This is a genomic window from Mesobacillus selenatarsenatis SF-1 (assembly GCF_000813125.1).
Taxonomy (GTDB): domain Bacteria; phylum Bacillota; class Bacilli; order Bacillales; family Cytobacillaceae; genus Mesobacillus; species Mesobacillus selenatarsenatis.
Genome location: NZ_BASE01000048.1, coordinates 1 through 24,134 on the forward strand (window position 1 = coordinate 1; position 24,134 = coordinate 24,134).

Sequence of the window (24,134 nt, forward strand, 5' to 3'; positions counted from 1 at the left end):
AAATACTATTACGCTTAACTTTTCACATATAACAGCGCTCTCTATGAATCAAAATAGGAAAATCCCTTTTATACAAAACGAAATAGAAGGGGAATCCCCTTCTATTTCTTAGTATCATATTTACAATTTTATTTGTCCAGCAGGAGAATCAGCACTGCCGGAAAATTTATTCAATCGCGAAGATGAAGGCGTATAATGGCTGTTCTCCATTATGGACTTCTACTTCTACATCGCCGTAATTGCTTTCAACAAACTCGACGATTGAATCGACATCTTCATCTGAAGCGTCTTCACCTTTTAGGATTGTCAGGATCTCAGAGTCTTCATCAAGCATCTGGTCCAATAGGTCCTTGGCCGCCTTGACTTTATCCTGATCCTTCAGGATGATCTTCCCATCGGCAAGACCCATGAAATCACCTGTTGAAATTTCAAGACCGTCAATACTTGTATCACGGACAGCATATGTCAGCTGGCCCGTTTTCACATGCTGCATGGCTTCAGTCATCGCTTCTTTATTGTCACCAGCTTCAGCTGAGGGGTTAAAGGAAAGCAACGCTGTCATTCCCTGAGGAACAGTCTTTGAAGGAATGACTACCACTTCTTGTTCCGCTACCTCAGCAGCCTGCTCAGCAGCCATGATAATGTTTTTATTGTTCGGCAGTATGATTATCTTGCGCGCGTTTACTTCTTTGATCGCCGTAATGATATCCTCTGTGCTCGGATTCATTGTCTGGCCGCCTTCGATTACCGCATTGGCACCAATGCTGCGGAAAAGCTCAGCAATTCCGGAACCCATTGAGACAGCGACGATTCCGTATTCCCGCTTTTCTTTCTTTGGCTCACTAGCCTGTGTTCGAAGAGGGGTTGTCGATTCTCCGACAATATCAGTATGCTGCTGGCGCATATTTTCAATTTTCATATTGATCAGGTTTCCGTATCTTTGACCATAAGTCAGAACCTCTCCAGGCTGTTCTGAGTGGATATGTACCTTTACAACCTCGTCATCTGAAATAACGAGAAGAGAATCTCCATATTTGCTCAAGTCCTGGCGGAAATCTTCCTCAGAAAATGCTTCTTTCCCTTCAAGCCTAACCATGAATTCAGTACAATAGCCGAATTCGATATCCTCAGTATTCATGTGGCTCTGAACGCTCTTATGGTGCTCAGCGCTGACAAGCTCATTCATGTTAGGCATTGCAGATGGGGAATCAGGAAGCTTTTCGCCCTTCAATTCTGCAAGGAAACCTTCATAAACGAATACAAGACCCTGTCCGCCACTATCGACTACTCCTACTTCCTTTAGGACTGGCAGCAAGTCTGGCGTGCGGTTTAATGATGCCTTCGCTTCTTTCAGCACTTCTTCCATCAAACCAATAAGGCTTTCATGGTTCTTGGCAACAGCTACAGCATGCTTGGCAGCATCCTTTGCTACTGTTAAAATCGTGCCTTCCACAGGTTTCATGACAGCCTTATAAGCTGTTTCAACACCTGCATTCAACGCAGCGGCAAACTCTACAGAGTTCACAGTTGGCTTACTTTCGATTGCTTTTGCAAAACCACGGAATAACTGGGAAAGGATAACACCGGAGTTTCCTCTTGCTCCCATAAGCAGGCCCTTAGCAAGCGCGGAACCCACCTTCCCGATATGCTCCTGTACATGGTTCTTTACTTCCTTAGCTCCGGAAGTCATGGATAAATTCATATTTGTTCCCGTATCTCCATCAGGAACAGGGAAGACGTTCAGCGCGTCGACATACTTGGCATTCGCCGCCAAATGGTTGGCGCCCTGGATGACCATCTCCGCAAAACGTTTTCCGTCTAGAACATTAATAGACACAAATCTTTCCTCCTCTTACGGGTTCGTTACACGAACTCCCTGAACGTAAATATTGACCGAGTCAACTGCCAGCCCTACAGTTTTATCAAGAGTGTACTTTACCTTTGACTGGACATTGTGGGCAACCTCGGAAATTTTCGTCCCATAGCTCACAATAATATACATATCGATATGTACTTCTTCGTTTTCCTGGCGAACGATTACTCCGCGAGTGAAATTCTCCCTGCGCAAAATATCTGTTAATCCGTCCTTGATCTGATTCTTTGAAGCCATCCCGACAATACCATAACAATCAACTGCTGCGCCGCCTGCAATCGTTGCAATTACATCATTTGATATATCAATTTGTCCGTACTTCGTTTTTAGCTCGATGGACATGATTCGTTCCCCCTTTGGAAAAATAGCGTTATGCTACAGTTATTTTACTATAAACCAATCAATTTTTAAAGTTATTCTGATCTTCCCTTTATTATTCAGCAAGAATCCCAACTATATGTCAAGGTTTTTTTCTTTATAGCTTTCGCCAGAACTATTGCAAATGGGAAATTTCTATGATAAATTATTAAAGTATGTCAGAGAAAAGGTTATCCTGTTAAATCGCAGTTCTGACGATATGCAAATAATTGCAGCAAAAAATAGTTTCAGCTTTTGTCAGTTAGGAGGGAAATCATATGCCACGTAAATGTGTAGTAACTGGTAAATCAACTCGTTCTGGTAACGCACGCTCTCACGCAATGAACGCTAACAAGCGTACATGGGGTGCTAACCTTCAAAAAGTACGTATTCTTGTAGACGGTAAGCCTAAGCGTGTTTGGGTATCTGCAAGAGCTCTAAGATCAGGTAAAGTTGAACGCGTATAATTAAAAAAGTTGCAGACCTTCTGCCTGGCTCAAGTAGCCGGCAGGAAACTGCACGGCATCCATGTGGGTGCCTTTTTTATTTTCTGACAGATTTTATTTCGTCCTCATGCTCATTCTTCCCAATTGGCGGTAAAATAATAGCACCCCGTTTCCAGGGTGCCAAAGAGCATTCATATACTTTCCTTCTTTGCTTATTCTTTGTTATCGGTTCTAATCCTTTTTAAATGCACCTAACATTGCCCGTACGAGGCCACCTAAAAACTTAGGCAGTTTGATTGTATAGAATCTCATACCGTCCCTCCTCACCATCTCTCGCAAACCAGTCTTCTTTCTGCATCCGTATAGTATATTCGCGGGTATGCAAAAATTGCTCCTTACATATGAATCCGTGGAATCATGAATAGAGCTCCCCAAGAAGACCTTCAATCCTTGCTCCTTACAACTAATAATATGCCTTCAGAAAATGAAAAAGTACCATGACCTCTAATAAGTTCATTACTAATACATAGTGTCGATCCCATAGGAATATGACAGTCATTTAATGGGTATTTAAAATTTTTCAGTGTCATTCCCGAGACTGCTGGTGTAACAGGGAGGAAGGAAATATATTTATATTCGTCCAATTTACTGACGGAGTAGCATCCTGGTTTTTTAACAAATAAAATATTTTTTGCATCAATCATTTCGATATGGAGTGCAGAACCCTGCTGAAGAGGTTTGACCAGCAGCTGGATGTTAGCCATTAAGTGGTCTAACCTTCCTCCGGTTGCGCCAAATATCGTTATGGATTCTGGTTCCTGCTCAAGAGCCCAGTTTAAAGCTAGTTCCATATCTGTCTCATCTTTTTCAGGTTTGAATTTATTAAGGTCCGAAACAGCTTCTTCAATCTCTGTCAACTCTGCTTCTGAAACGGAGTCAAAATCCCCAAAAGCTGCTGATGGCTTGATACCCGCCTTCAATAAATAAAATACACCTCTATCAATCCCAATCCAGATAACATTCATTTCATCATATAAATGGAAATCTGGTATCAGGTTTGCCGGGCCTCCTGCTACTAAATTTATTTTCATAAAAACATTCTCCTTTTTGACCTATTAAAGATAGGAAATTGTCTAAAATCAATAAGCTAAATAAAGCCAGCCGCATGTGACGGCTGGCTTTATTTTATGGTCTTAAGCTTGCGATGGCTGCTCCCCTGTTTTCCTTATTAAAAACAGCTGAACCTGCTACAAGAACGTTCGCTCCTGCTTCTACACAAAGCTTGGCTGTCTCTTCATTCACTCCGCCATCGACTTCGATTTCGAGTTCAGGGTTAAGTGAGTCTGCGAGCTCTTTTACCTGCCTGATTTTCGGAAGTACGGAGGAGATGAATTTTTGGCCGCCAAAACCTGGATTGACAGACATAAGCAGCACCATATCTATATCCTCGATAATATGCTTCAGACTGTCAACAGGAGTGGCTGGATTCAGGACAACTCCAGCTTTTACACCGGTAGATTTAATCAGCTGGATCGTCCTGTGCAAATGCCTGCTCGCTTCAACATGGACGGTAATGTAGTCAGCTCCGGCCTTTGCGAAAGCTTCGATATATTGATCAGGATTTTCGATCATCAGGTGGACATCAAGCGGAAGCTTCGTTATTGGCCTGATTGCCTCGACAATCAACGGGCCAATTGTAATATTCGGCACGAAATGCCCATCCATTACATCCACATGAATATAATCAGCCCCACCCCGCTCGACATCCTTGATCTCTTCGCCTAAACGGGCAAAGTCAGCTGATAAGATTGAAGGTGCAATTTTAACCATGGTTCAGTACCTCGGCTTTCTATCTTTGATTTCTAACAAAAAGTCCTTATAATGCGAATATCTGTATTCAGGCAAAGTTTCAGACTCGACTGCCGCTTTAACTGCACACTTAGGTTCAGCCATATGGAGGCATCCCCTGAATTTGCAATCCTCGCTGATTTCCCGAATTTCCGGGAAGCATGAATTCAACTCTTCAGCCTCAATCTCGGTAAATTCCAGAGAACTGAATCCAGGCGTGTCGGCAACAAGACCATTATTGATGGTAATCAGCTCGACATGTCTTGTCGTGTGCTTGCCCCTGCCCAAATGTGAAGATATATCATCGGTCTTCAATTCAAGGTCTGGACGGATTGCGTTGAGCAGGGATGACTTTCCAACTCCAGATTGACCAGCAAATACAGAGATCTTCCCTTCAATGTGGGGTTTTAATTTTTCCAGACCCTCAGAAGTTTCAGATGAAGTAAAAATAACCTCATAACCTGCTTTTCGGTAATCCTCTGCGTATTTTTCAAGTCGGACCTGCTGCTCTTCTTTGGTTAAATCCATTTTCGTAATGCAGATGAGTGGCTCGATATGGTTATATTCAACAAGAACCAAAAACCGGTCGAGCAGGGCTGTACTGAAGTCGGGTTCCACAGCTGAAAAAACAAGGATTGCCTGATCCACATTTGCGATTGGAGGTCGGACTAACTCATTCTTCCGCTCTTTGACTTCCATGATATAGCCTTCCGTGTCGTTTTCAGCCTGGAAAACGACCTCGTCACCTACAAGCGGTGTTACCTTGTTTTTGCGGAAAACCCCGCGACCTCGGCATTGGACAACTCCATCCTCATTAGCAACATAATAAAAACCGCTCAGCGCCTTGATAATTTTGCCCTCAGGCATAGCAACACTCCCTGTCTGTTAGTCTTCTGGATAAGGAACACCGGCCTCTGTATAAGGTGTATCGTCCACCGTCACTTTATAATAAGCCTCTTGTCCTGGCGCTATCATAAAAGTGAGTTTACGGGTTGTATCCTCAGTGATCTTAAAGGTCTCTGCAGGAACTGATTCATCGCGATTCATGTCACTGATGTAGATCTTGACTTCCTGAGGTACTCCTTCTTCTTGAGGGTCATATTGGATGATGATCTCCTTTGTTACTTCTTGCGGAACCAATTTTTTCCCTTGCGAAATAACAACACTTACCTTACTCCCTGGCGGCAGTTGCGTGCCTGCTTCAGGTTTTTGGGAAATGACCGATCCGGCTTGTATCGTATCATGAAACGCCTCAGATCTCTCAATGACGAGGCCAGTGGTTTCTTCATATACATCGAGGTTGCCTTGGTTGTATCCTTTTAAATCACGCAATGTTACCAATTCTGGACCCTTACTGACTTTAAATTCCAAAGTTGTCTCCTCAGGAATGACGGATTCACCACCTGATGGATTTTGCTCAAGGATGGTACCCGCTTCACTATCGGCATGCTCTTCGGTTTTTATGATATCTTTGAAGCCTTTCCCTTCCAGCAGCTTGCGGACATCGTCGTAATTCCTGCCAGTATAATCCGATAATTCTACCTTTTCTTTACCGGTACTAATATACAAGTCGATTTCATTGCCTTCCTTGATCATTTTTCCGGCTTTCGGATTGGTGCGGATGACATTTCCTTCCTCGACTTCATCATCACTGATTTCCTTTCTATCTCCAATGATAAAACCTTCAGACATAAGTTCAGCGACTGCATCTTCTACTTCCATGCTGCTAACATCCGGAACTTCCTTTTCCTTCGGACCGAATATTTCAGGTCCCATTGTCACCATTACTATTCCCGCAGTCAGGATCAACAAAAACAAAACCGTCATGATAATTGGCCATTTCTTTTTCTTCTTTTTCTCAGGCTTTCCATTTGATTCCTGTGAAGCGGGAGCATCTTTCCGTATGATTGTTTCATCAAGATTATGATAAGGCCGGTCATTGGTTATGATTGGTATCGCTTTTGTAGCTTCATCGTCTTCCGGAATGACGAACTTTCCTTCATTCAAACGCTTTGAGTCAAGCGCCGTTCGCAAATCATCTTCCATTTCATCGACATTATCATAGCGATGGAAGGGATCCTTCGCAGTCGCCTTGAGGACAATATTCTCAACGCTTTGAGGAATTTGCGGATTCCACCTTTTTAAGGAAGGAGTCTCCGACTGTAAATGCTTCAGGGCGATGGAAACGGCGGATTCACCTGAAAACGGAAGCCTGCCGGTGAGCAATTCGAACATGACAATACCAATCGAATAAATATCCGATTTCTTATTCGCCATGCCACCTCTTGCTTGTTCAGGAGAAAGGTAATGAACAGATCCCAGCACTGAATTGGTTTGAGTAATACTGGTCGCACTCAAAGCCATCGCAATACCGAAATCGGTAATTTTCACTGTACCGCTGCTGTCGATCAGGATATTGTGTGGCTTGATATCCCGGTGGACAATATGGTTATGGTGAGCATCTGAAATTGCCGAAGTAAGCTGCTTCATGATGTCCAGGGCTTCTTCAACTGGAACAGGTGCATGTTGCTGTATGTACTGCTTCAACGTCTGTCCATCGACATATTCCATCACAATATAGTATAGCCCGTCCTCTTCACCGACATCATAAATACTGACGATATTTGGATGGGCAAGGCTTGTTGCGGATTGCGCTTCTCTATGGAACCTGCGGATGAATTCTTCATCATTGGCAAAATCAAGACGCAGCATCTTGACCGCTACATCTCTGTCGAGAATCATATCATGGGCAAGGTAGACATTCGCCATGCCTCCGCCGCCAATCATATCCTTGATCTTATAACGCCCGCTGATTCTTTTTCCGATAATCATATTCTTCACCTGCCCTCGTTGAATTCCTGGTATTCGACGATAGCAAGAGTAATATTATCTTCGCCGCCATATTGGTTTGCCCTTTTGATAAATTCTTCCGCCTTATCTTCGAGGGACAGTTCTTTGTTTGTTATGACACTCTCCATTTCTTCCTGGCTTACTTTATTGGAAAGGCCATCTGAACAAAGCAGCAATGCATCTTCCTCTTCAAAGATGATTGTTTTCACGTCCATCTCAACCGACTCTTCAGTTCCGAGCGCCCTTAAGAGGACATTTTTCCGCGGATGATGCTCTGCATCTTCCCTGGAAATCTGTCCAGAACGAACGAGTTCGTTAACAAGAGAGTGATCCTCCGTCAACTGCTTAAATCCCGTTTCGTTTAATAAGTAACAACGGCTGTCCCCTATGTTTACGATGGTAACGAACAGATTCGTACAAATGGCCGCCACGATTGTCGTGCCCATGCCTTCACATTCGGTGTTTTTCATAGAGTGCTCGAATATTTCCTTGTTAGCTTGCAATACCGCTTCTTCCATCCATTTTTCTGCTTCTTCTGCTGTATGTATCTGAGTTGATTTTTCCCAAAGATTTTTTAAATGATTGGTGGTCATTTCACTGGCAACATCCCCCGCACGGTGGCCGCCCATGCCATCTGCTACGATGGCAAGGCGCTGACCGTGAGGATTTACAAAGATGCCTCCATTGTCTTCATTATGCAGGCGGACTTTTCCCCTGTCTGTCATGAAAACAGCTTTCATCTTGTCACCTCGTCTCTTCTTTTCTTTCTTTCGCCCGAAGTTGTCCGCAAGCTGCTTCAATGTCATGCCCTTGTTCTCTTCTGATTGTCACATTCACTCCACGGTCGCGAAGAGTACGTTCAAACTTGAAGATTTGGCTCTTTGGTGTTCTTACGTAATCACGTTCAGGTACATAGTTGACCGGAATCAAATTGATATGGCATTTCAAACCTTTAACCAGTTGTGCAAGCTCTTCAGCATGCTCAACCTGATCATTGACACCCCCGAACAGGCCGTATTCAAAGCTGATTCTTCTTCCTGTCTTGTTCACATAGTAACGGACTGCGTCCATTAAATCAGGAAGCTTGTATGCGCGATTAATCGGCATCAGCCTGCTGCGCAATTCATTATTTGGAGCATGCAGGGAAATCGCAAAGTTTATTTGCATATTTTCATCCGCAAATTGATAGATCTTAGGGATGATACCGCTTGTAGATACGGTAATATGGCGTGCACCAATATTCATGCCTTTGTCATGGTTCATAATTTTCAAGAATGAAAGCATATGGTCATAGTTATCAAACGGTTCGCCGATACCCATGATTACAATCGAACTTACTCTTTCATCCGTCTCATCAAGTGCCTGTTGTACTTTTACGACCTGGGCAACGATTTCTCCTGATTCCAGGTTCCTCTTCAAACCGCCAAGGGTAGAAGCACAGAAAGTACAGCCGATCCTGCAGCCAACCTGTGTCGTTACACAGACAGAGTTTCCATACTCGTGCCGCATGAGCACCGTTTCAATTGATACTCCATCTTGCAATTCAAATAAAAATTTGATTGTTCCGTCAGATGATGTCTGCTGAATGATTGTACTCAGGGTTGTCAGGACAAAATGCTCGTCTAGCTTGTCCCTCAAAGGCTTAGGCAAATTGGACATATCTTCAAAAGAAGCTGCTCTTTTTTTGTAGAGCCAGTCATATATTTGTTCTGCCCTGAACGGTTTTTCTCCTTGATCCTTCAGCCAATCCTTCAGTTCTTCAAGCTGAAGTGAATAAATGGACTTTTTTGCTGTATCCTCGGTTGCTTCATTTCTAGTTGTTTTTTCTTGTTCCATGTTATTCCACCTTCTTTCTTAAACAAGCAATATAAAACCCATCAGAGCCAAAGTCCTGCGGAAGAATTTGCACATCATAGCCATTGATCAATGGTTTGATAGCCACTGGCATTCTTTCTGCAAATGTTGTATCTCCTTCGAATTCCGGATGCTCGTGTAAAAATTTTTCGATTACTTCCTGGTTTTCTTCACGGTCAACCGTGCATGTGCTATATACCAGTGTGCCACCAGCCTTCAAGAGCGGGGCGACTGATTGTAGCAGGCTCAGCTGAATGGTTTGCAACTGTGATAAATCCTGTTCTTTCTTAGTATACTTCATATCCGGCTTTCGTCTCATTACTCCAAGACCAGAGCAGGGAGCATCCAGCAATACCCTGTCAATTGATTCTTTTTCAAAATGGGTGGCTGCCTGACGGCTGTCCATTTTTTGAGCTTCGATATTTTCGAGACCCAAACGCTCAGCATTCTCAGAGATAAGCTTAACTTTGTGCTCATGAAGGTCAAGTGATATCACCTTCCCGCTATTTCCAAGCTTCTCGGCGATATGAGTAGTTTTCCCTCCAGGTGCAGCACATGCATCAAGAATAACTTCTTCTTCTCTAATGCCTAGTGCGTTGGCAACCAGCATGGAGCTTTCATCCTGGATGGTCAACAACCCATATTTGAAAGCTTTAGATGAGGCCAGATTGCCTCTCAGACACTTGACTGCTTCTGGTAGAATTGGACTGGGCTCTACCTCAAAACCTTCTTCCTCCAGAAGCTCGAGGCACTCATCACGAGAAATTCTCGTCAGATTGACTCTGCCTGTCTGCAGCGGTGCAGTTAAATTCACTTCACACATTTCCAGTGTCTTTTCCTCACCGAATTGGTCTACCCACCTTCTTACAAGCCACAATGGATGGCTGGTCTCTATGGATATTCTTTCCGCAGGATCCGCAATGGAATCAAGTGAAGGTAATCCATTTCTCTGGATGCTCCTGAGCACACCATTCACAAGACTGGCAATGCCCTTGTGTCCCCTGCGTTTTGCGATTTCCACCGCTTCAAAAATTGCCGCTCTTTCAGGGATTTTATCTAAGTAAACCATCTGGTAAACTGTCATGCGAAGCAGATTGATGACCCAGCTTTGAAGCTTTTTGTTTTTCTCGATAAAAGGCTTTAGGTAAAAATCGATGGTCATTTTGCGCTGAAGCGTGCCATATACCAATTCTGTCAGCAGCCCTACATCGATCGGATTGATTTCATTTTTATCTATCGCGCTGTTCAAGAGCAGATTGCTGTATGCCTGGTTCTTTTCAATTGTTTCCAGGAGCTGCAATGCAGTATCTCTTACATTTTTCTTTTTACTCATTGATGTCTCCTAACTTAACACCTGGCTCTAAGTTTGCCCCTGCCCCACGCAAGAATTGCTTCGCATCCATCTTTTTCTTGCCGGCTGGCTGAAGTTCTGTGATTTTTATTGCGGTTTCATCACCAGTCGCAACAACAAAACCATCTTCTTCAACTTTTACGATCGTCCCAGGTTGGTCGCTTCCTTTATGGTTTGCTTTTTCGGCACCCCATAGCTTCATTACCGATCCATCCATAGTGGTATAGGCAACAGGCCAAGGGTTCATGCCGCGGATATGGTTGTATATATCGGCGCCAGCTCTGTTCCAATCGATTTTTTCCTGTTCGCGCTTGATGTTCCATGCAAATGTAGCTTCTTCATTATTTTGTGGAACAGGAGTGATTTCTCCTTTTAACAGCTTTGGAACCGTCTCTGACAAAAGGTCTGCACCAGCTGCGCTCATTTTATCATGCAATGATCCAACTGTATCTGTTTCGGTAATTGATACTTCCACCTGAGTCAGGATATCGCCAGCGTCCAGCTTTTCGACCATATACATGATAGTTATTCCAGTTTTTCCTTTTCCTTCAATGATGGCATAGTGAATTGGTGCACCGCCGCGAAGCTCTGGCAGAAGGGATGCATGGACATTGATGCAGCCATACTTCGGTGCCTCGAGGAGCTGATTTGGTAAAATTTGACCAAAGGCAGCAGTGACAATTAAATCCGGATTAAGTGCCAGGATTTTATCCAGCTCTTCCGGCTGGCGGATTTTCTCTGGCTGATAAACCGGGATGCCATGTTTCAACGCTTCTGCTTTTACAGGGGGCGGAGTCAGGACCCTTTTTCTGCCAACTGGGCGGTCGGGCTGGGTAACAACTCCAATGACGTTATAGCCCTCGTCGACCAATCTTCTCAAAACCGGGACAGAAAAGTCCGGAGTCCCCATAAATACGATTCTTGTCATTCCTGGTTCAACTCCTCTAACTCAGCTTCTTCGATATATCTTGACACTTTAGTGGTGAATAACACACCGTGAAGATGGTCAATCTCATGCAAAATCGCTCTTGCCAAAAACTCCTCTGCTTCTAATTCATAGCTTTTGCCTTTGCGATCCTGTGCCTTTACCTTCACATAGTTGGGGCGAGTGACCTCTCCGTATAATCCCGGGAAACTTAAGCATCCCTCAGGTCCAGTCTGCTCACCGCGAGTCTCGAGAATCACCGGGTTGATCAATTCAATTGTACCGTGCTCATCATCAATATCGACAATCGCAATCTGCTTCTTTATATCTATTTGAGGGGCGGCCAGGCCAACACCATCAAATTCAATCATTGTATCATACATGTCATCCAGCAGCTTTGCCAGTTTTTTATCGAAAGCTGTGACCTTTTCGCATTCCTGCTCCAAAATGTCTGCTGGGTAATTAACTATTTTTCTTACTGCCAAAATAAATCCTCCAATAAATCCATTAAATATTAGTATTATCTTGTTCAATCATCTTTTTTCATAAACTTTCCTGAAGGCTCATTCCGAAAACTTTATTGCTCGGAAAGCAGCAATCAATGCATAAGTTTAAAAATATCCTTACATCAGAATATAAGGGTTCAGGTCGACAGAAATCTGCAACGCTCCTGTGCCTGTTTCCTGCTGGTAATGATCCAGTATTGTTTTTAAGGCATTTTTAAGTTCTGGTTCCTTTTTGTATTTTATCAGACATTGATAGCGATATCTATCGTTGATCCGTGGGATTGGTGATGCTACAGGACCCAGAACGACTGCTTCATTCGTCAGCCTTGAGGAGATGAATTTTGCGATCTTTTCAGTAACTGATACGACTTTCATCAATTCTTCATGGCTGACAGTTACCAGGGAAAGGTAATAAAATGGCGGGTACTGATGAACCTTCCGGATCAGCATCTCCTGCTGGTAAAACCGGTCGTAATCCTGTGTCCCGGCAAGCTCAACACTGTAATGCTCAGGAGTATAAGTCTGGATCACTACCTCTCCAGGAAGCTTGTGTCTTCCAGCCCTGCCGCTAACCTGCGTCAAAAGCTGAAATGTTTTTTCCGAGGACCGGAAATCAGGCAGATTCAACATTGTGTCTGCTGAAAGAACACCTACTAATGTAATATTTGGAAAATCCAACCCTTTCGCAATCATTTGCGTTCCGAGTAAAATGTCTGCCTGGCCCTCCTGAAAAGCAGTCAGTAACTTTTCATGTGAACCTTTCCTGCCGGTTGTATCGACATCCATCCTGATAATTCTCGCTTCAGGAATCAATTTTAACAATTCTTCCTCAACCTTTTGAGTCCCGGTCCCGAAATAGCGGATATGCTCACTGTTGCATTCAGGACAAATTGTCGGCACCCTGTCTTCATAACCGCAGTAATGGCATTTCATCTGCTCATTATATCTGTGGTATGTCAACGTGATATCGCAATGCGGGCAGTTCATGACATATCCGCAATCACGGCACATTACAAACGACGAATGTCCGCGTTTATTTAAAAATAGGACGGTCTGCTCTTTTTTCTCAAGCCTGTCTTTTATCTTTTCAAAAAGCTTTACCGAAAACATCGAACGGTTTCCCGTCCGCAATTCCTCACGCATGTCAACGATTTCTACAGTTGGCAATGCCTGGTTGTTCATCCGCTTTGGCAGAGATAGAAGAGTATACCTTTCTTTTTGCGCCCGTGCAAATGATTCAAGCGAAGGTGTTGCACTGCCAAGGACGACTGGACAGGCATATGTTTTAGCCCGCTGGATTGCGACGTCCCTTGCATGGTATCTTGGGTTCTCTTCTTGCTTGTAGCTCGTTTCATGTTCTTCATCAATGATGATGATTCCTATATTCTCGAATGGAGCAAAAATCGCTGACCTCGCACCTACAACAACTTTTACTTCCTTTCGCTGGATTTTCCGCCATTCATCATACTTCTCCCCAGCCGACAGGCCGCTATGCATGACAGCCACCAAATCACCAAACCGTTCTTTGAAACGCGTGACCATTTGCGGCGTTAATGAAATTTCAGGCACAAGCACAATCGCTTCCTTGCCTTTCCTTAAGACCTCCTGGATTGATTGCAGATAGATCTCCGTCTTCCCGCTGCCTGTAACACCATACAAAAGAAAGACTTCATGCAGATCCTTTTCTATTGCAGAAAGTATTGGACTAATCGCTTTTTCTTGCTCATTCGTTAAGTCCAGAGCGAATTTACGTTCAAATTCCCGTTCTGAATATGGGTCTCTGTAGACCTCTAACTCTTCAATCTTCAGTATACCTTTCTTAACAAGTGATTGTATTGATCCCTGGGAGATTCCAAGAGTGGAGAGTATTAGCCTTTGTTCCACAGGATCCGGATGTTCAAGGAAGAAGTCGAGTACAGATTGTTGCCCTGACGCCTGTGGTGGAAGTTTATCCCTTGTCTCCTTCAGCTGATCAGGATCGATTGCTGGGGAAACATGCTTGAGCAGCTTTTTGCGTACCCTGTCCTTCACCTGGTAAACAACATCTACCCTGCCAGACGCCGCCTCCTTTTGGAGTTGCTGGACAAGCCCCTTCGTAACGGCATCCTCCCATTTAATTTCTCTATTTTCTCTGAATAACTCTATTAAATTCCCAGACAGGTCGGTTATCTCTGTTCCTTTTGCCAGGACAATTTTCTTTTCATATTTAGCCTTTAATGCTGCTGGAAGCATTGCCTGATAAGAGGAGATTTTATAGCTTAATGTATGCTCAGTCAACCAGTCACCCAGCTGTAGAAGTTCCTCATTCAATACCGGTGTCAAATCAAGAGGTTCGATGATTGCCCGCAGCTTCGAAAAACTGGACTCTCCCTTAAGATCCCTGACAAAACCCTGGATTTTCCTTGGACCGAAGGGGACGATCACCCTTGTCCCAGGCTTGATCACATCTTTGTATTTTTCAGGAATTTTATAGTCAAAAGTTTTGTCGGTTTGCTTTGCAGGCACATCGACAATAACACTTGCTATATTCATATGCTTTCATCCTTTTTTAACAATTGAACAACTTCGGTAAGGATATTTCGGGCTACGTCTGCTTTTGGCATCAAAGGCAGTTCGATGTTCGTACCATCTTTTTTGTAAATGGTGACGATATTCGTATCAGCACCAAAGCCAGCACCCTCCTGCTTAACGTTATTCGCCACAATCATGTCTGCATTTTTCCTGGCAAGCTTGCCTTTTGCATGGTTTTCGACATCATTCGTTTCAGCCGCGAACCCCACAATCACCTGGTCCTTTTTCATTTGACCAAGCTCAAAAAGAATATCCCTAGTTCTCTCCAGTTCTAGGGCCTGGTCGCCTTCTTTTTTCTTCATTTTCTCTTCATATATATATTTTGGACGGTAATCTGCGACTGCCGCGGTGCCAATCATGACGTCTGCTTCATCGAATTGTGCTAGTGCAGCCTGATACATGTCCTCAGCACTTTCAACCTTGATCAATTCGGCTCCACTCGGAGGCTCAAGATTGACTGGACCAGAAACAAGGAACACTCTTGCTCCCATTTTCACAGCTTCTCCTGCTATCGCATACCCCATCTTGCCAGTTGAATGGTTGGTGAGGAAACGGACAGGGTCGATTTTCTCCCTTGTAGGGCCCGCGGTAATCAAAAGAGTTTTCCCCGAAAGTTCCCTGCTCTGGTTATTAAAAAATTGGCGTGCAAGCTCTACGATTGTCTCAGGTTCCTCAAGACGGCCCTTGCCTGTATATCCACACGCTAAATACCCTTCACCCGGTTCAATAAATTCATATCCGAAGCTCCTTAGAGTTTCCATGTTTTTCTTGACAGCAGGATGTTGGTACATATGTACATTCATCGCTGGTGCAACCCATACCGGTGCAGTCGCAGCCAGGAGCGTAGTAGATATCATATTGTCAGCGATCCCGTTTGCAAGCTTGCCAATGATGTTGGCAGTTGCCGGAGCAATTAAAATCAAATCAGCCCAATCAGCTAAATGGATATGGGCGATATTTTCAGGATTTTTCTCGTCGAATGTATCTGTATAAACTTCACTTCTGGACAGTGCCTGAAAAGTGAGCGGAGTTACGAATTTAGCCGCTGAGTCACTAAGGATTACCTTCACTTCAGCGCCAGCCTGGGTAAGCTTGCTCGTCAGCGCAGCAGCCTTATATACAGCGATCCCACCGGTCACGCACAATAGAATTTTTTTACCGTTCAGCATGTCAGAGAACCCCCATTTTACAACAAACTATCATTATGATTGAACTATAACATTTTTTCACAGATTAAGCATGAAAAAGGCAAGATAGCTACTTTAATATATCGTTGGGACATGAACAGAGCCTTACATAATGACCTGCCTTGACTGGGTCACTGTTTATTAGGTTATTGTGTTTGTCTATGTGACTCTTTTTGCGGAAAAAATTTCAGGTTTGGGCTTATAAAAAATTTCTATAGGACCTTTTACTAGCAAATAACCCGTTTCGGGCTTATAAAGTTTTCTATGTCCCATAAAGACCCAAATAAAAAAATAACAACCCAATAAATAGGTTGTTATCGCGGTGTTATTCGTTGATATTTAACTCTTCATGGCTTCCTGCTGTCTTGAAGTGAAGCTTTTCTGCGTTGATTTCTTCAAGTGCCTTGCCGACGAATTTGTGGGAAACATACTTATCTAATTTAGCATCCATGTGCACCTGCATGCTGCGCGCGCGCTTTGCAGCAACCGATACCAATGAATATTTCGAATCAATTTTAGTCATTAAAGAGTCAATAGAAGGGTTAAGCATTTATTCTACCTCCAGCATTTTTTTATAACGATGTTGAACGCGTTCCCTGCGGCAGTGCTCCGCCACAACGATTGACTTAACTCGATTAGCTGCGTTTTCAACATGATCGTTTTCAACCACATAATCATATAATTCCATCATTTCAAGTTCTTCTCTTGCAGCTTTCATCCTGCCTTTGATGATATCTTCCGTTTCAGTGCCTCGTGTCACGATCCGGTTTTCAAGCTCTGAAAGGCTGGGCGGTGCAAGGAAAATGAAAAGTCCCTCCGGGAATTTCTTCCTTACCTGGCTTGCTCCCTGAACCTCAATCTCAAGGAAAACATCCCTTCCCGCATCAAGTGTTTCGCGGACGTACTCAACTGGAGTTCCATAGTAATTGCCAACAAACTCCGCAAACTCTAGCAATTGGTCCTCTCTGATCATCTCTTCAAACTCTTCCCTTGTCTTGAAGAAATAATCCACTCCATTTTGCTCACCTTCACGAGGCAGCCTCGTTGTCGCGGACACGGAATATTCAAAAGCTGTATCGTGCTGGGAAAATAATTCTTTCCGGACTGTTCCTTTGCCAACTCCTGATGGTCCTGAAAGAACAATCAACAAACCTTTTTCCTGCATTAATTAGTCCTACCCTTCATCAATAATATCATCACGATCATTCAGGCGGTGAGCTACCGTTTCCGGCTGTACCGCGGAGAGAATGACATGGTCGCTGTCCATGACGATGACAGCCCTCGTCCTTCTTCCGTATGTAGCATCTATTAACGATCCTCGGTCGCGAGCGTCCTGGATGATCCGTTTTATAGGAGCTGATTCAGGACTTACGATCGAAATGATCCTGTTAGCTGAAACAATATTACCGAAGCCTATATTTATAAGCTTTATTGCCATGATGGTCCCCCAATCATCAGTTATTTATTTTGGCCTTTAATGACCCTTTCTAAACGCTACTCTATATTTTGCACTTGTTCCTTAACCTTTTCCAGGAGGCTTTTCATTTCGACAACTTCCCTGGCAATTCTTGAATCATTCGCCTTGGAACCAATCGTATTGACCTCGCGATTCATTTCCTGAAGCAGAAAATCAAGTTTCCTTCCAAGAGGCTCATTCGCCTTCACTATATCTTTGAATTGACTTACATGGCTTTCAAGCCGGGCAATCTCTTCACTGATATCAGCTTTATCTGCAAAGAAGGCAACCTCAGTGAGGATTCTGTCCTCATCTGTCTGGCTATCCATAAATTCAGCCATTTTCTTATGAAGCCTCTCGCGGTACTGCTCTACAACATTCGGCGCCAGCTTGTTCACGCTCGAAATGTTCTCTTTTAGCTGTTCGATATGCTGCAATACATCCTTTTCAAGTGCTGATCCTTCCAGCCTGCGCATTTGGACCAGCTGGTTGCCTGCATCCTCAACGGCAGAAAGGACAAGAAGTTCAAGTTCTTCATTTTCAGCTTCTATTTCCTCAATATGGATGATTTCTTCCCTGCTGACAATATCACGGAGCTCAATATCCCCCGTTATGCTGTACCTGTTTTTAATTTCTGATATGTGATGGACTAATTCGTCCAGGGCTTTCCAGTCAATATGTACACTTCGGCTAACTATGCCTTCGCCCTCCAAAGTTACAAATACTTCGACTCTCCCTCTTTTTATGTGTTCGCCAAGTTTCTTCTTTATTTTTTCTTCCGTTTTCAGGAGCTGTCGGGGCATGCGAATATGGAATTCACAAAAACGGTGATTGACCGTTTTTACCTCGACTGTGACACTGAACCTCTCTGATTCAGCCCTGCTCCTTCCAAACCCAGTCATACTGACGACCATTTCAGACACATCCATTCTTTCTAAAAGGCTGTTTTCGTAAAGATTTTTGTTAAAATCCTAAAGCCGATTTTAACGTGATAAAAGCCATTTTGTAGTTCGGTATTTAGTGTGCTTGCTCTTTTCTCCTAATAATCTTTGATTTTGTGAATAGACAATAGGTCACTTAATCCTATTTCGTAGCCAATAGCAACAAAGTTTGAGAAAAGAGCCTTCTAAAAAGTCGAGTTTCCTGTAGACCCGTGGAACAGGCTTATTCATTTATGTAATCTCTAATACTTGTTTTTTCCCGCTCTCACCTCGAGAGGAAATCCCGAGACCAAGAACGTATTAATTTTCATAAAACTTTTAGCAGTAAGTGCAAGAAAGTATTACAAAAAAAAGAAAGGCAATAGAGCCTTCTCTATTACCTAACGGATTATATCATATTTCTCTTTGTTTTTCTTGCAAAAAATGTTCCTGCAAGCAAAAATGTAGGAATTGCCGATAAGCCAAGGATTAATAACCAGTCAACCGCCAGGATTGGAACGGTATGGAATATTGGCTGCAAGACAGGTGAATAAATAACGCCAAGGACCATGACCAACGATGAAATGACAGCCCAAACTAAATATTTGTTCTCAAACGGGTTGCGGGCAAAGATTGATTTCTCGCTTCGGCAGTCGAATACATGGATCAGCTGTGCCATCACGAGCGTAGTAAATGCAATCGTCTGGGCATATACCAGGTCATCCGGATTTCTATTATAGACAATCATAAATGCGAACAAAGTCATTAATCCAATCAAGAAGCCTCTTGAAACGACTTTCCAGCCTAACCCCCTGGCAAATACCCCTTCTTTAGGATGGCGCGGAGCCCTTTTCATTACATCTTCCTCAGGCTGGTCCAACCCTAATGCCATCGCAGGCAGACCATCTGTTACCAGGTTAACCCACAGAATTTGAATCGGCACTAGTGGCAGCGGCAAACCCATGATCATCGCGAAAAGCATGACCAGTATCTCCCCAACATTGGAAGCCAGCAGGTATCTGATGAACTTCCTGATATTTTCATAGATATTACGGCCTTCTTTTATTGCTGCTTTAATAGTGGCAAAGTTATCATCGAGAAGTACGAGTGAAGAAGCTTCCTTTGCTACATCTGTACCTGTGATCCCCATAGCCACACCAATATCTGCAGCCTTAATTGCTGGTGCATCGTTTACACCATCGCCTGTCATAGCGACGATATGTCCTCTGTTTTGCAGGGCCTTGACGATCTTTAGTTTATGTTCTGGCGAAACTCGCGCAAAGACGGAGACATCATCGACGATATCCTCCAGCTCAGAAACGGACATCTCTGATAACGCTTTTCCATCCAATACTTTGCTGCCTTTGGTTAAAATACCTAACTGATTCGCAATTGCCTTTGCTGTAATGACGTGATCACCAGTAATCATCACAGTTTTGATCCCTGCATCCCGGCATTCTTTTACAGCTGTCTTCACCTCAGGTCGCGGCGGGTCAATCATACCTTGCAATCCGATGAAAACCAGGTCTTTTTCGGCTTCATTTTCATGAAGGACTACAGTGTTTTGAGGAATCGGTTTGAAGGCAATCGCAATCGTTCTTAATGCGTTGCCAGCTAGCTCGTCAATCGCGCCCTGGACTTTAGAAGTCAAATCTTTTGTCAGGCGCTGCTGCCTTTCGTCCCAAAGGATTGAATCACTTAATCCAATCAGCACATCCGGTGCGCCTTTTACAACAGCGAATTTACGTCCCGTATTATCTTTCACAATCATGCTCATCATTTTTCGTTGGGAATCGAATGGGAACTCATTTACAATTTCAAACTGGTTGAGCAAATTCTCTCTTCTGTAGCCGGCTTTCATTGCGGCAACCAGCAGAGCACCTTCAGTTGGGTCACCATCAATTGCGTACTCACCATCTTTGTCAATCATTTCAGCGTGGTTACAAAGCATGCCAAATGTCAGCAGCTGCTGCAGAGATTTTTCGTTTTGCGGGTCCACGCTTTTATCATCATGAAAGAACAACCCTGTCGGTGAGTATCCTACACCGTCGACTGTCCAAGTTTTATTGCCACTCCAAAGATGAGTGACCGTCATCTTGTTTTGCGTCATCGTCCCTGTTTTGTCAGAACAAATGACAGACGCACAGCCCAGTGTCTCCACAGCCGGCAGCTTCCTGACGATCGCATTCTTCCTGATCATTCTCTGGACACCAAGTGACAATGCCACAGTTACAATTGCAGGAAGTCCTTCCGGAATGGCGGCTACCGCCAAACTGACACCCGCAAGGAACATCGTATATAGATCATGTCCCTGAAGCACTCCAATTCCTACTACCAATAGTGTTAAGAAAAGAGCTGCTGTAATCAGGATTTTGCCCAACTGTTCCAGTCTGCGCTGCAACGGTGTTTCCTGTGTTTCGGCCGTCTGGAGCAAGTCAGCGATCTGGCCCATTGCTGTTTTCATTCCTGTAGCAACAACAACACCGCTTCCAGTTCCCCTTGTAACCATCGTGCCCATGAACGCCATATTTTCCATATCACCAAGTCCCGGGTTAGGAATTCTCAACGGACTTGTGTTTTTTTGCACTGGGACTGACTCTCCCGTAAGCGCTGACTCTTCAATTTCCAGACTTCTGGATTCAATCAAGCGGATATCCGCACCAATCCTGTCCCCGCTTATAAATTTAAGGATGTCTCCAGGTACGACTTCCTTTGACGGAATCTTGGTCCACTCTCCATCTCGCAAAGCATGGACCTGCGGAGCAGAAAGCTCTTTCAGGGCATCAAGTGATTTTTCCGCCTTCCTTTCCTGGAAAAAACCTAAAATCCCATTAACAAGAACTATGGCTATGATGGCGATCGCATCGACCATTTCACCGAGAAGGCCTGATATCAAAGTTGCTGCAAGGAGCACCAGTACCATGAAATCCTTGAACTGGCTGAAGAATAATAACAGGGCCGATTGTTTCTCCCCCTCGGCCAATGCATTATATCCATGCTGTTCACGTCTGCGTTTTACTTCCTTTTCTTCCAATCCTTCTGTAAAATCTGTTCTTAAGGCACTCGCTATTTCATTTTCATTCATCTCATGGAACTTCATGGGGCCATCACACTTCCTCCTTGTTTGTCCTACTCTAAAGAAAGCTTATTCAGCCCTGTCCAAAAAAATGATAAGATGTTTATAGAAAAGCGGAAGCGCCTTGGTCAGCCCTGACAAGCGCTGGAGGGCCGACCAGTGAAGTCGTTCCTTGACTTCATTGGGCGGACCGAAGCGACTCGAGGGGCTAGGCGCTGGAGCTGGACAATAGAAAAGCGGAAGCGCCTTGGTAAGACCAGACAAGGCTTCAGATAAATAGAAAAGGATGTAATTCATATGTCATTTGACGGATTGTTTACAAGAGCCATCACAAACGAACTTTCCTCCCTTTTAAAAGGGGGGCGAATAAATAAAATTCACCAGCCTTATAAAAATGAAATTATCCTGGCTGTGAGGGCAAATGGCGTTAACCATAAGCTGCTATTGTCTGCTCACCCGAGCTACGCCAGAGTTCAAATCACAAACGAGCAATATGATAACCCTAACGAACCACCAATGTTCTGCATGCTTCTGCGCAAACACCTTGAAGGGTTCATGATAGAAGATATCAAACAGGCCGGCCTTGATCGGATGATTATTTTTGAAGTAAAAGGAAGAAATGAAATAGGCGATATTTCCTACAAACAGTTGATTGTTGAAATCATGGGACGCCACAGCAACATTATCATCGTCGATAAAAACAGGAACATGATCCTTGACAGCATCAAGCATGTTTCATTTGCCGTTAATACGCACAGGGCAATTATGCCTGGTCAAGAGTATGTCTTGCCTCCCCAACAGGAGAAAATGAACCCGTTTGAGGCCCAGGAAGAAGATGTGCTAAGAGTAATCGATTTTAATGCAGGCAAACTCGATAAGCAGCTAGTTTCAAATTTTGCTGGAGTGTCACCGGTATTGGCCAGAGAAATAGTCTTTAAAGCTGGCCTCGCAAACCGCTCGACCATTCCAAAGGCCTTCACCTCCATGATGAGTGATTTCAGAGAACACCACTACAAACCTTCCATTACTAATGGGAGCAATAAAGAAGCATTTTACCTGATTCCGATTGAACATTTGAAGGGTGAAGCAAAATCCTTTGATTCGCTGAGCCGCCTGCTCGACCGTTTTTATTTTGGCAAAGCGGAACGGGACCGCGTCAAGCAGCAGGGCAATGACCTAGAACGTCTGATCGCTAATGAAAAAGAGAAGAATGAGAAGAAAATCTTAAAACTAGAACAAACTCTTGAAGATGCAAAAAAGGCAGAACAACACCAATTATATGGAGAGCTGCTGACCGCTAACATCTTTATGGTTGAAAAGGGCATGAAGGAAATAACCGTCGTTAATTATTATGACGAAGATGGTGCATCAATCACGATACCGCTGGAGCCCAGGAAAACACCTTCGGAAAATGCCCAAAGATACTTTACCAAGTATCAAAAGGCGAAGAAATCCGTCAATATTGTAAAAGAACAAATTGAAATAGCCAGAGCCGAGGTTTCCTACTTCGATTCCCTCCTACAGCAGGTCGAAGCCGCTTCACCAAAGGATATTGAAGAGATCAGGGAAGAGTTGGTTGAGGGCGGATATATCCGCGCCCGCCAGAAAAAAGGGAATAAGAACAAGCAAAACTTAAAGCCGATTCTTGAAAAATACCGCTCTTCAGATGATACTGAAATCCTTGTCGGAAAAAATAATAAGCAAAATGATTACTTAACAAACAAGGTAGCTGCACGCGATGAAATATGGCTCCACACAAAAGATATCCCAGGATCGCATGTGGTCATCCGTAGTAAAGAGCCATCTGAAGAAACGATTCTCGAAGCAGCACAGATTGCGGCCTACTTCAGCAAAGCACGGAATTCCAGCTCAGTTCCTGTCGACTTTACCAAGGTGCGTCATGTGAAGAAGCCAGCCGGAGGAAAGCCTGGGTTCGTTATTTATGAACAGCAGCAGACCGTATACGTCACGCCGGATGAAGATATGATTTTGAAATTGAAACACTAGCATCAAGAAACCCGCCAGGTAATCCACCGGCGGGTTTTGTTTTTTCTGACCATTAAACTCATATCTGTCATGCTATCAGGCTATTGCCTCTTTTTTCTTTTTATATTGTTTCACAAAACCGATGATGGCAGGAATGAAAGCAGTAGAAGATACCATTAATAAAGTAAGGAATAAGTTATTCTCTACCCATGCTATATTTCCTAGTAAAAATCCTGCGGTTAACCAGAACGCAGTCCATACGATCCCTCCAATAAGATTGTAGCTCAAAAATGTTCTGTACTCATATCCTGTATAGCCTGAGACTAATGGTACCGAGGTTCGCATAAGCGGTACAAACCTTGATGCCGTAATGGCTATTCTTCCATAGTCAGTCAGAAAAGTTCTTGCTTTGCCAATCGATTTATCTGAAGTGATTCGATCTAGAAAATGATTATGGGATTGTAATTTCCCAAGCTGCTTGCCGATGAAGAAATTCTGGCTATCACCCAAAACAGTTGCAATCGCAAAGAGCATAAACAAGCTTTTAAAATCCAAATCTCCAGTAGCCGCCAAAGTACCGCTCGCAAAGACCATTGAATCCCCTGGCAAAAATGTCAGGATAACAAAAGCCGTTTTAAAATAAACAATCAAAAACAATAGTATATAAATGGCTGCCCCATACTCATCAATATAGTAGTGGAGACTACTATCAATGTTTTTCAGCAACTGAATAGTTTGATCCATTAGTCTATCCCCCTACTAGATCTCATGAACGTAAATATTTCGCTATATATCTATTGAAACATATTCTTATGTCAGTTTGCCAAATGGAAGAACCAGACAGAATTCGTTTTTGTACCTAAAAATGTATACCCACCCAAATTTGATCATTGTTCTACTCACCTTGAAACACAGATTACAAGCAGAA

22 protein-coding genes are annotated in these 24,134 nt (G+C 43.6%); 2 read left to right on the forward strand and 20 right to left on the reverse strand.

What is annotated here, in order from left to right:
• Positions 1-166 precede the first annotated feature (166 nt).
• The gene (locus tag TY49_RS11055; RefSeq protein WP_041965976.1) at positions 167-1,837 is read right to left on the reverse strand and encodes a DAK2 domain-containing protein; all 1,671 of its coding nucleotides are present in this window, start codon (positions 1,835-1,837) and stop codon (positions 167-169) included.
• A 15-nt stretch (positions 1,838-1,852) separates the two neighbouring features.
• A complete protein-coding gene (locus TY49_RS11060; protein ID WP_041965977.1) occupies positions 1,853-2,215 on the reverse strand; it encodes an Asp23/Gls24 family envelope stress response protein in 363 nt (120 codons plus the stop codon).
• A gap of 293 nt (positions 2,216-2,508) precedes the next feature.
• Between TY49_RS11060 and rpmB the strand changes: the two genes are divergently transcribed.
• Positions 2,509-2,697 (forward strand): 50S ribosomal protein L28, encoded by a 189-nt coding sequence (gene rpmB / locus TY49_RS11065; RefSeq protein WP_023614934.1) that lies wholly within the window; start codon positions 2,509-2,511, stop codon positions 2,695-2,697.
• A 210-nt stretch (positions 2,698-2,907) separates the two neighbouring features.
• Here rpmB and spoVM read toward each other — a convergent pair whose 3' ends face one another.
• The 17 genes from spoVM to TY49_RS11150 form a co-directional block, all read right to left on the reverse strand.
• On the reverse strand, positions 2,908-2,988 hold the full coding sequence (spoVM, locus tag TY49_RS11070; protein WP_023614935.1) for a stage V sporulation protein SpoVM: 81 nt from the start codon (positions 2,986-2,988) through the stop codon (positions 2,908-2,910).
• Between the two features lie 131 nt (positions 2,989-3,119).
• Positions 3,120-3,767 carry a thiamine diphosphokinase gene (locus tag TY49_RS11075; RefSeq protein WP_041965978.1) on the reverse strand — a complete coding sequence of 216 codons (648 nt, stop codon included), beginning with the start codon at positions 3,765-3,767 and terminating at the stop codon, positions 3,120-3,122.
• A gap of 94 nt (positions 3,768-3,861) precedes the next feature.
• Positions 3,862-4,506 (reverse strand): ribulose-phosphate 3-epimerase, encoded by a 645-nt coding sequence (gene rpe, locus TY49_RS11080; RefSeq protein ID WP_041965979.1) that lies wholly within the window; start codon positions 4,504-4,506, stop codon positions 3,862-3,864.
• Positions 4,507-4,509: 3 nt separating this feature from the next.
• Positions 4,510-5,391, reverse strand: coding sequence for a ribosome small subunit-dependent GTPase A (gene rsgA, locus TY49_RS11085; protein WP_041965980.1), 882 nt, complete (start codon positions 5,389-5,391; stop codon positions 4,510-4,512).
• An 18-nt stretch (positions 5,392-5,409) separates the two neighbouring features.
• A complete protein-coding gene (gene pknB / locus TY49_RS11090; RefSeq protein WP_041965981.1) occupies positions 5,410-7,356 on the reverse strand; it encodes a Stk1 family PASTA domain-containing Ser/Thr kinase in 1,947 nt (648 codons plus the stop codon).
• Positions 7,357-7,361: 5 nt separating this feature from the next.
• On the reverse strand, positions 7,362-8,114 hold the full coding sequence (locus TY49_RS11095) for a Stp1/IreP family PP2C-type Ser/Thr phosphatase (protein ID WP_041965982.1): 753 nt from the start codon (positions 8,112-8,114) through the stop codon (positions 7,362-7,364).
• Between the two features lie 4 nt (positions 8,115-8,118).
• Positions 8,119-9,210, reverse strand: coding sequence for a dual-specificity RNA methyltransferase RlmN (gene rlmN, locus TY49_RS11100; RefSeq protein WP_041965983.1), 1,092 nt, complete (start codon positions 9,208-9,210; stop codon positions 8,119-8,121).
• A 1-nt stretch (position 9,211) separates the two neighbouring features.
• Positions 9,212-10,561 carry a 16S rRNA (cytosine(967)-C(5))-methyltransferase RsmB gene (gene rsmB / locus TY49_RS11105; RefSeq protein ID WP_041965984.1) on the reverse strand — a complete coding sequence of 450 codons (1,350 nt, stop codon included), beginning with the start codon at positions 10,559-10,561 and terminating at the stop codon, positions 9,212-9,214.
• The gene (gene fmt, locus TY49_RS11110) at positions 10,554-11,507 is read right to left on the reverse strand and encodes a methionyl-tRNA formyltransferase (RefSeq protein WP_041965985.1); all 954 of its coding nucleotides are present in this window, start codon (positions 11,505-11,507) and stop codon (positions 10,554-10,556) included. Before fmt ends, rsmB begins: the two co-directional genes overlap by 8 nt.
• Positions 11,504-11,989 (reverse strand): peptide deformylase, encoded by a 486-nt coding sequence (gene def / locus TY49_RS11115; protein WP_041965986.1) that lies wholly within the window; start codon positions 11,987-11,989, stop codon positions 11,504-11,506. The genes fmt and def overlap by 4 nt, the downstream gene beginning before the upstream one ends.
• Positions 11,990-12,127: 138 nt before the next feature.
• Positions 12,128-14,542, reverse strand: a complete 2,415-nt coding sequence (priA, locus tag TY49_RS11120) for a primosomal protein N' (protein WP_041965987.1) — start codon at positions 14,540-14,542, stop codon at positions 12,128-12,130.
• Complete coding sequence (coaBC, locus tag TY49_RS11125) at positions 14,539-15,750, reverse strand: bifunctional phosphopantothenoylcysteine decarboxylase/phosphopantothenate--cysteine ligase CoaBC (protein WP_041965988.1); 1,212 nt, start codon at positions 15,748-15,750, stop codon at positions 14,539-14,541. The genes priA and coaBC overlap by 4 nt, the downstream gene beginning before the upstream one ends.
• A 343-nt stretch (positions 15,751-16,093) precedes the next feature.
• Positions 16,094-16,318, reverse strand: a complete 225-nt coding sequence (rpoZ, locus tag TY49_RS11130) for a DNA-directed RNA polymerase subunit omega (RefSeq protein ID WP_041965989.1) — start codon at positions 16,316-16,318, stop codon at positions 16,094-16,096.
• On the reverse strand, positions 16,319-16,933 hold the full coding sequence (gene gmk / locus TY49_RS11135; protein ID WP_041965990.1) for a guanylate kinase: 615 nt from the start codon (positions 16,931-16,933) through the stop codon (positions 16,319-16,321).
• Between the two features lie 9 nt (positions 16,934-16,942).
• The gene (remA, locus tag TY49_RS11140; RefSeq protein WP_023614949.1) at positions 16,943-17,206 is read right to left on the reverse strand and encodes an extracellular matrix/biofilm regulator RemA; all 264 of its coding nucleotides are present in this window, start codon (positions 17,204-17,206) and stop codon (positions 16,943-16,945) included.
• Between the two features lie 56 nt (positions 17,207-17,262).
• Complete coding sequence (locus tag TY49_RS11145; protein ID WP_041965991.1) at positions 17,263-18,138, reverse strand: YicC/YloC family endoribonuclease; 876 nt, start codon at positions 18,136-18,138, stop codon at positions 17,263-17,265.
• Between the two features lie 415 nt (positions 18,139-18,553).
• On the reverse strand, positions 18,554-21,244 hold the full coding sequence (locus TY49_RS11150; RefSeq protein ID WP_041965992.1) for a calcium-translocating P-type ATPase, SERCA-type: 2,691 nt from the start codon (positions 21,242-21,244) through the stop codon (positions 18,554-18,556).
• A 273-nt stretch (positions 21,245-21,517) separates the two neighbouring features.
• On the opposite strand from TY49_RS11150, the gene TY49_RS11155 reads away from it, so the two are divergent.
• Entirely contained in the window at positions 21,518-23,227 is a 1,710-nt protein-coding gene (locus TY49_RS11155; protein WP_041965993.1) for an Rqc2 family fibronectin-binding protein, read from the forward strand.
• Positions 23,228-23,302: 75 nt separating this feature from the next.
• Here TY49_RS11155 and TY49_RS11160 read toward each other — a convergent pair whose 3' ends face one another.
• Positions 23,303-23,950, reverse strand: coding sequence for a DedA family protein (locus tag TY49_RS11160; RefSeq protein WP_041965994.1), 648 nt, complete (start codon positions 23,948-23,950; stop codon positions 23,303-23,305).
• Positions 23,951-24,134: the final 184 nt, after the last annotated feature.

Bases quoted from the DNA above. Each gene is read 5' to 3' on its own strand.
- TY49_RS11060 (WP_041965977.1), bottom strand. From the start codon at position 2,215: ATGTCCATCGAGCTAAAAACGAAGTACGGACAAATTGATATATCAAAT.
- rpmB (WP_023614934.1), top strand. From the start codon at position 2,509: ATGCCACGTAAATGTGTAGTAACTGGTAAATCAACTCGTTCTGGTAAC.
- spoVM (WP_023614935.1), bottom strand. From the start codon at position 2,988: ATGAGATTCTATACAATCAAACTGCCTAAGTTTTTAGGTGGCCTCGTA.
- TY49_RS11075 (WP_041965978.1), bottom strand. From the start codon at position 3,767: ATGAAAATAAATTTAGTAGCAGGAGGCCCGGCAAACCTGATACCAGAT.
- rpe (WP_041965979.1), bottom strand. From the start codon at position 4,506: ATGGTTAAAATTGCACCTTCAATCTTATCAGCTGACTTTGCCCGTTTA.
- rsgA (WP_041965980.1), bottom strand. From the start codon at position 5,391: ATGCCTGAGGGCAAAATTATCAAGGCGCTGAGCGGTTTTTATTATGTT.
- pknB (WP_041965981.1), bottom strand. From the start codon at position 7,356: ATGATTATCGGAAAAAGAATCAGCGGGCGTTATAAGATCAAGGATATG.
- TY49_RS11095 (WP_041965982.1), bottom strand. From the start codon at position 8,114: ATGAAAGCTGTTTTCATGACAGACAGGGGAAAAGTCCGCCTGCATAAT.
- rlmN (WP_041965983.1), bottom strand. From the start codon at position 9,210: ATGGAACAAGAAAAAACAACTAGAAATGAAGCAACCGAGGATACAGCA.
- rsmB (WP_041965984.1), bottom strand. From the start codon at position 10,561: ATGAGTAAAAAGAAAAATGTAAGAGATACTGCATTGCAGCTCCTGGAA.
- fmt (WP_041965985.1), bottom strand. From the start codon at position 11,507: ATGACAAGAATCGTATTTATGGGGACTCCGGACTTTTCTGTCCCGGTT.
- priA (WP_041965987.1), bottom strand. From the start codon at position 14,542: ATGAATATAGCAAGTGTTATTGTCGATGTGCCTGCAAAGCAAACCGAC.
- coaBC (WP_041965988.1), bottom strand. From the start codon at position 15,750: ATGCTGAACGGTAAAAAAATTCTATTGTGCGTGACCGGTGGGATCGCT.
- rpoZ (WP_041965989.1), bottom strand. From the start codon at position 16,318: ATGCTTAACCCTTCTATTGACTCTTTAATGACTAAAATTGATTCGAAA.
- gmk (WP_041965990.1), bottom strand. From the start codon at position 16,933: ATGCAGGAAAAAGGTTTGTTGATTGTTCTTTCAGGACCATCAGGAGTT.
- remA (WP_023614949.1), bottom strand. From the start codon at position 17,206: ATGGCAATAAAGCTTATAAATATAGGCTTCGGTAATATTGTTTCAGCT.
- TY49_RS11145 (WP_041965991.1), bottom strand. From the start codon at position 18,138: ATGGTCGTCAGTATGACTGGGTTTGGAAGGAGCAGGGCTGAATCAGAG.
- TY49_RS11150 (WP_041965992.1), bottom strand. From the start codon at position 21,244: ATGAAGTTCCATGAGATGAATGAAAATGAAATAGCGAGTGCCTTAAGA.
- TY49_RS11155 (WP_041965993.1), top strand. From the start codon at position 21,518: ATGTCATTTGACGGATTGTTTACAAGAGCCATCACAAACGAACTTTCC.
- TY49_RS11160 (WP_041965994.1), bottom strand. From the start codon at position 23,950: ATGGATCAAACTATTCAGTTGCTGAAAAACATTGATAGTAGTCTCCAC.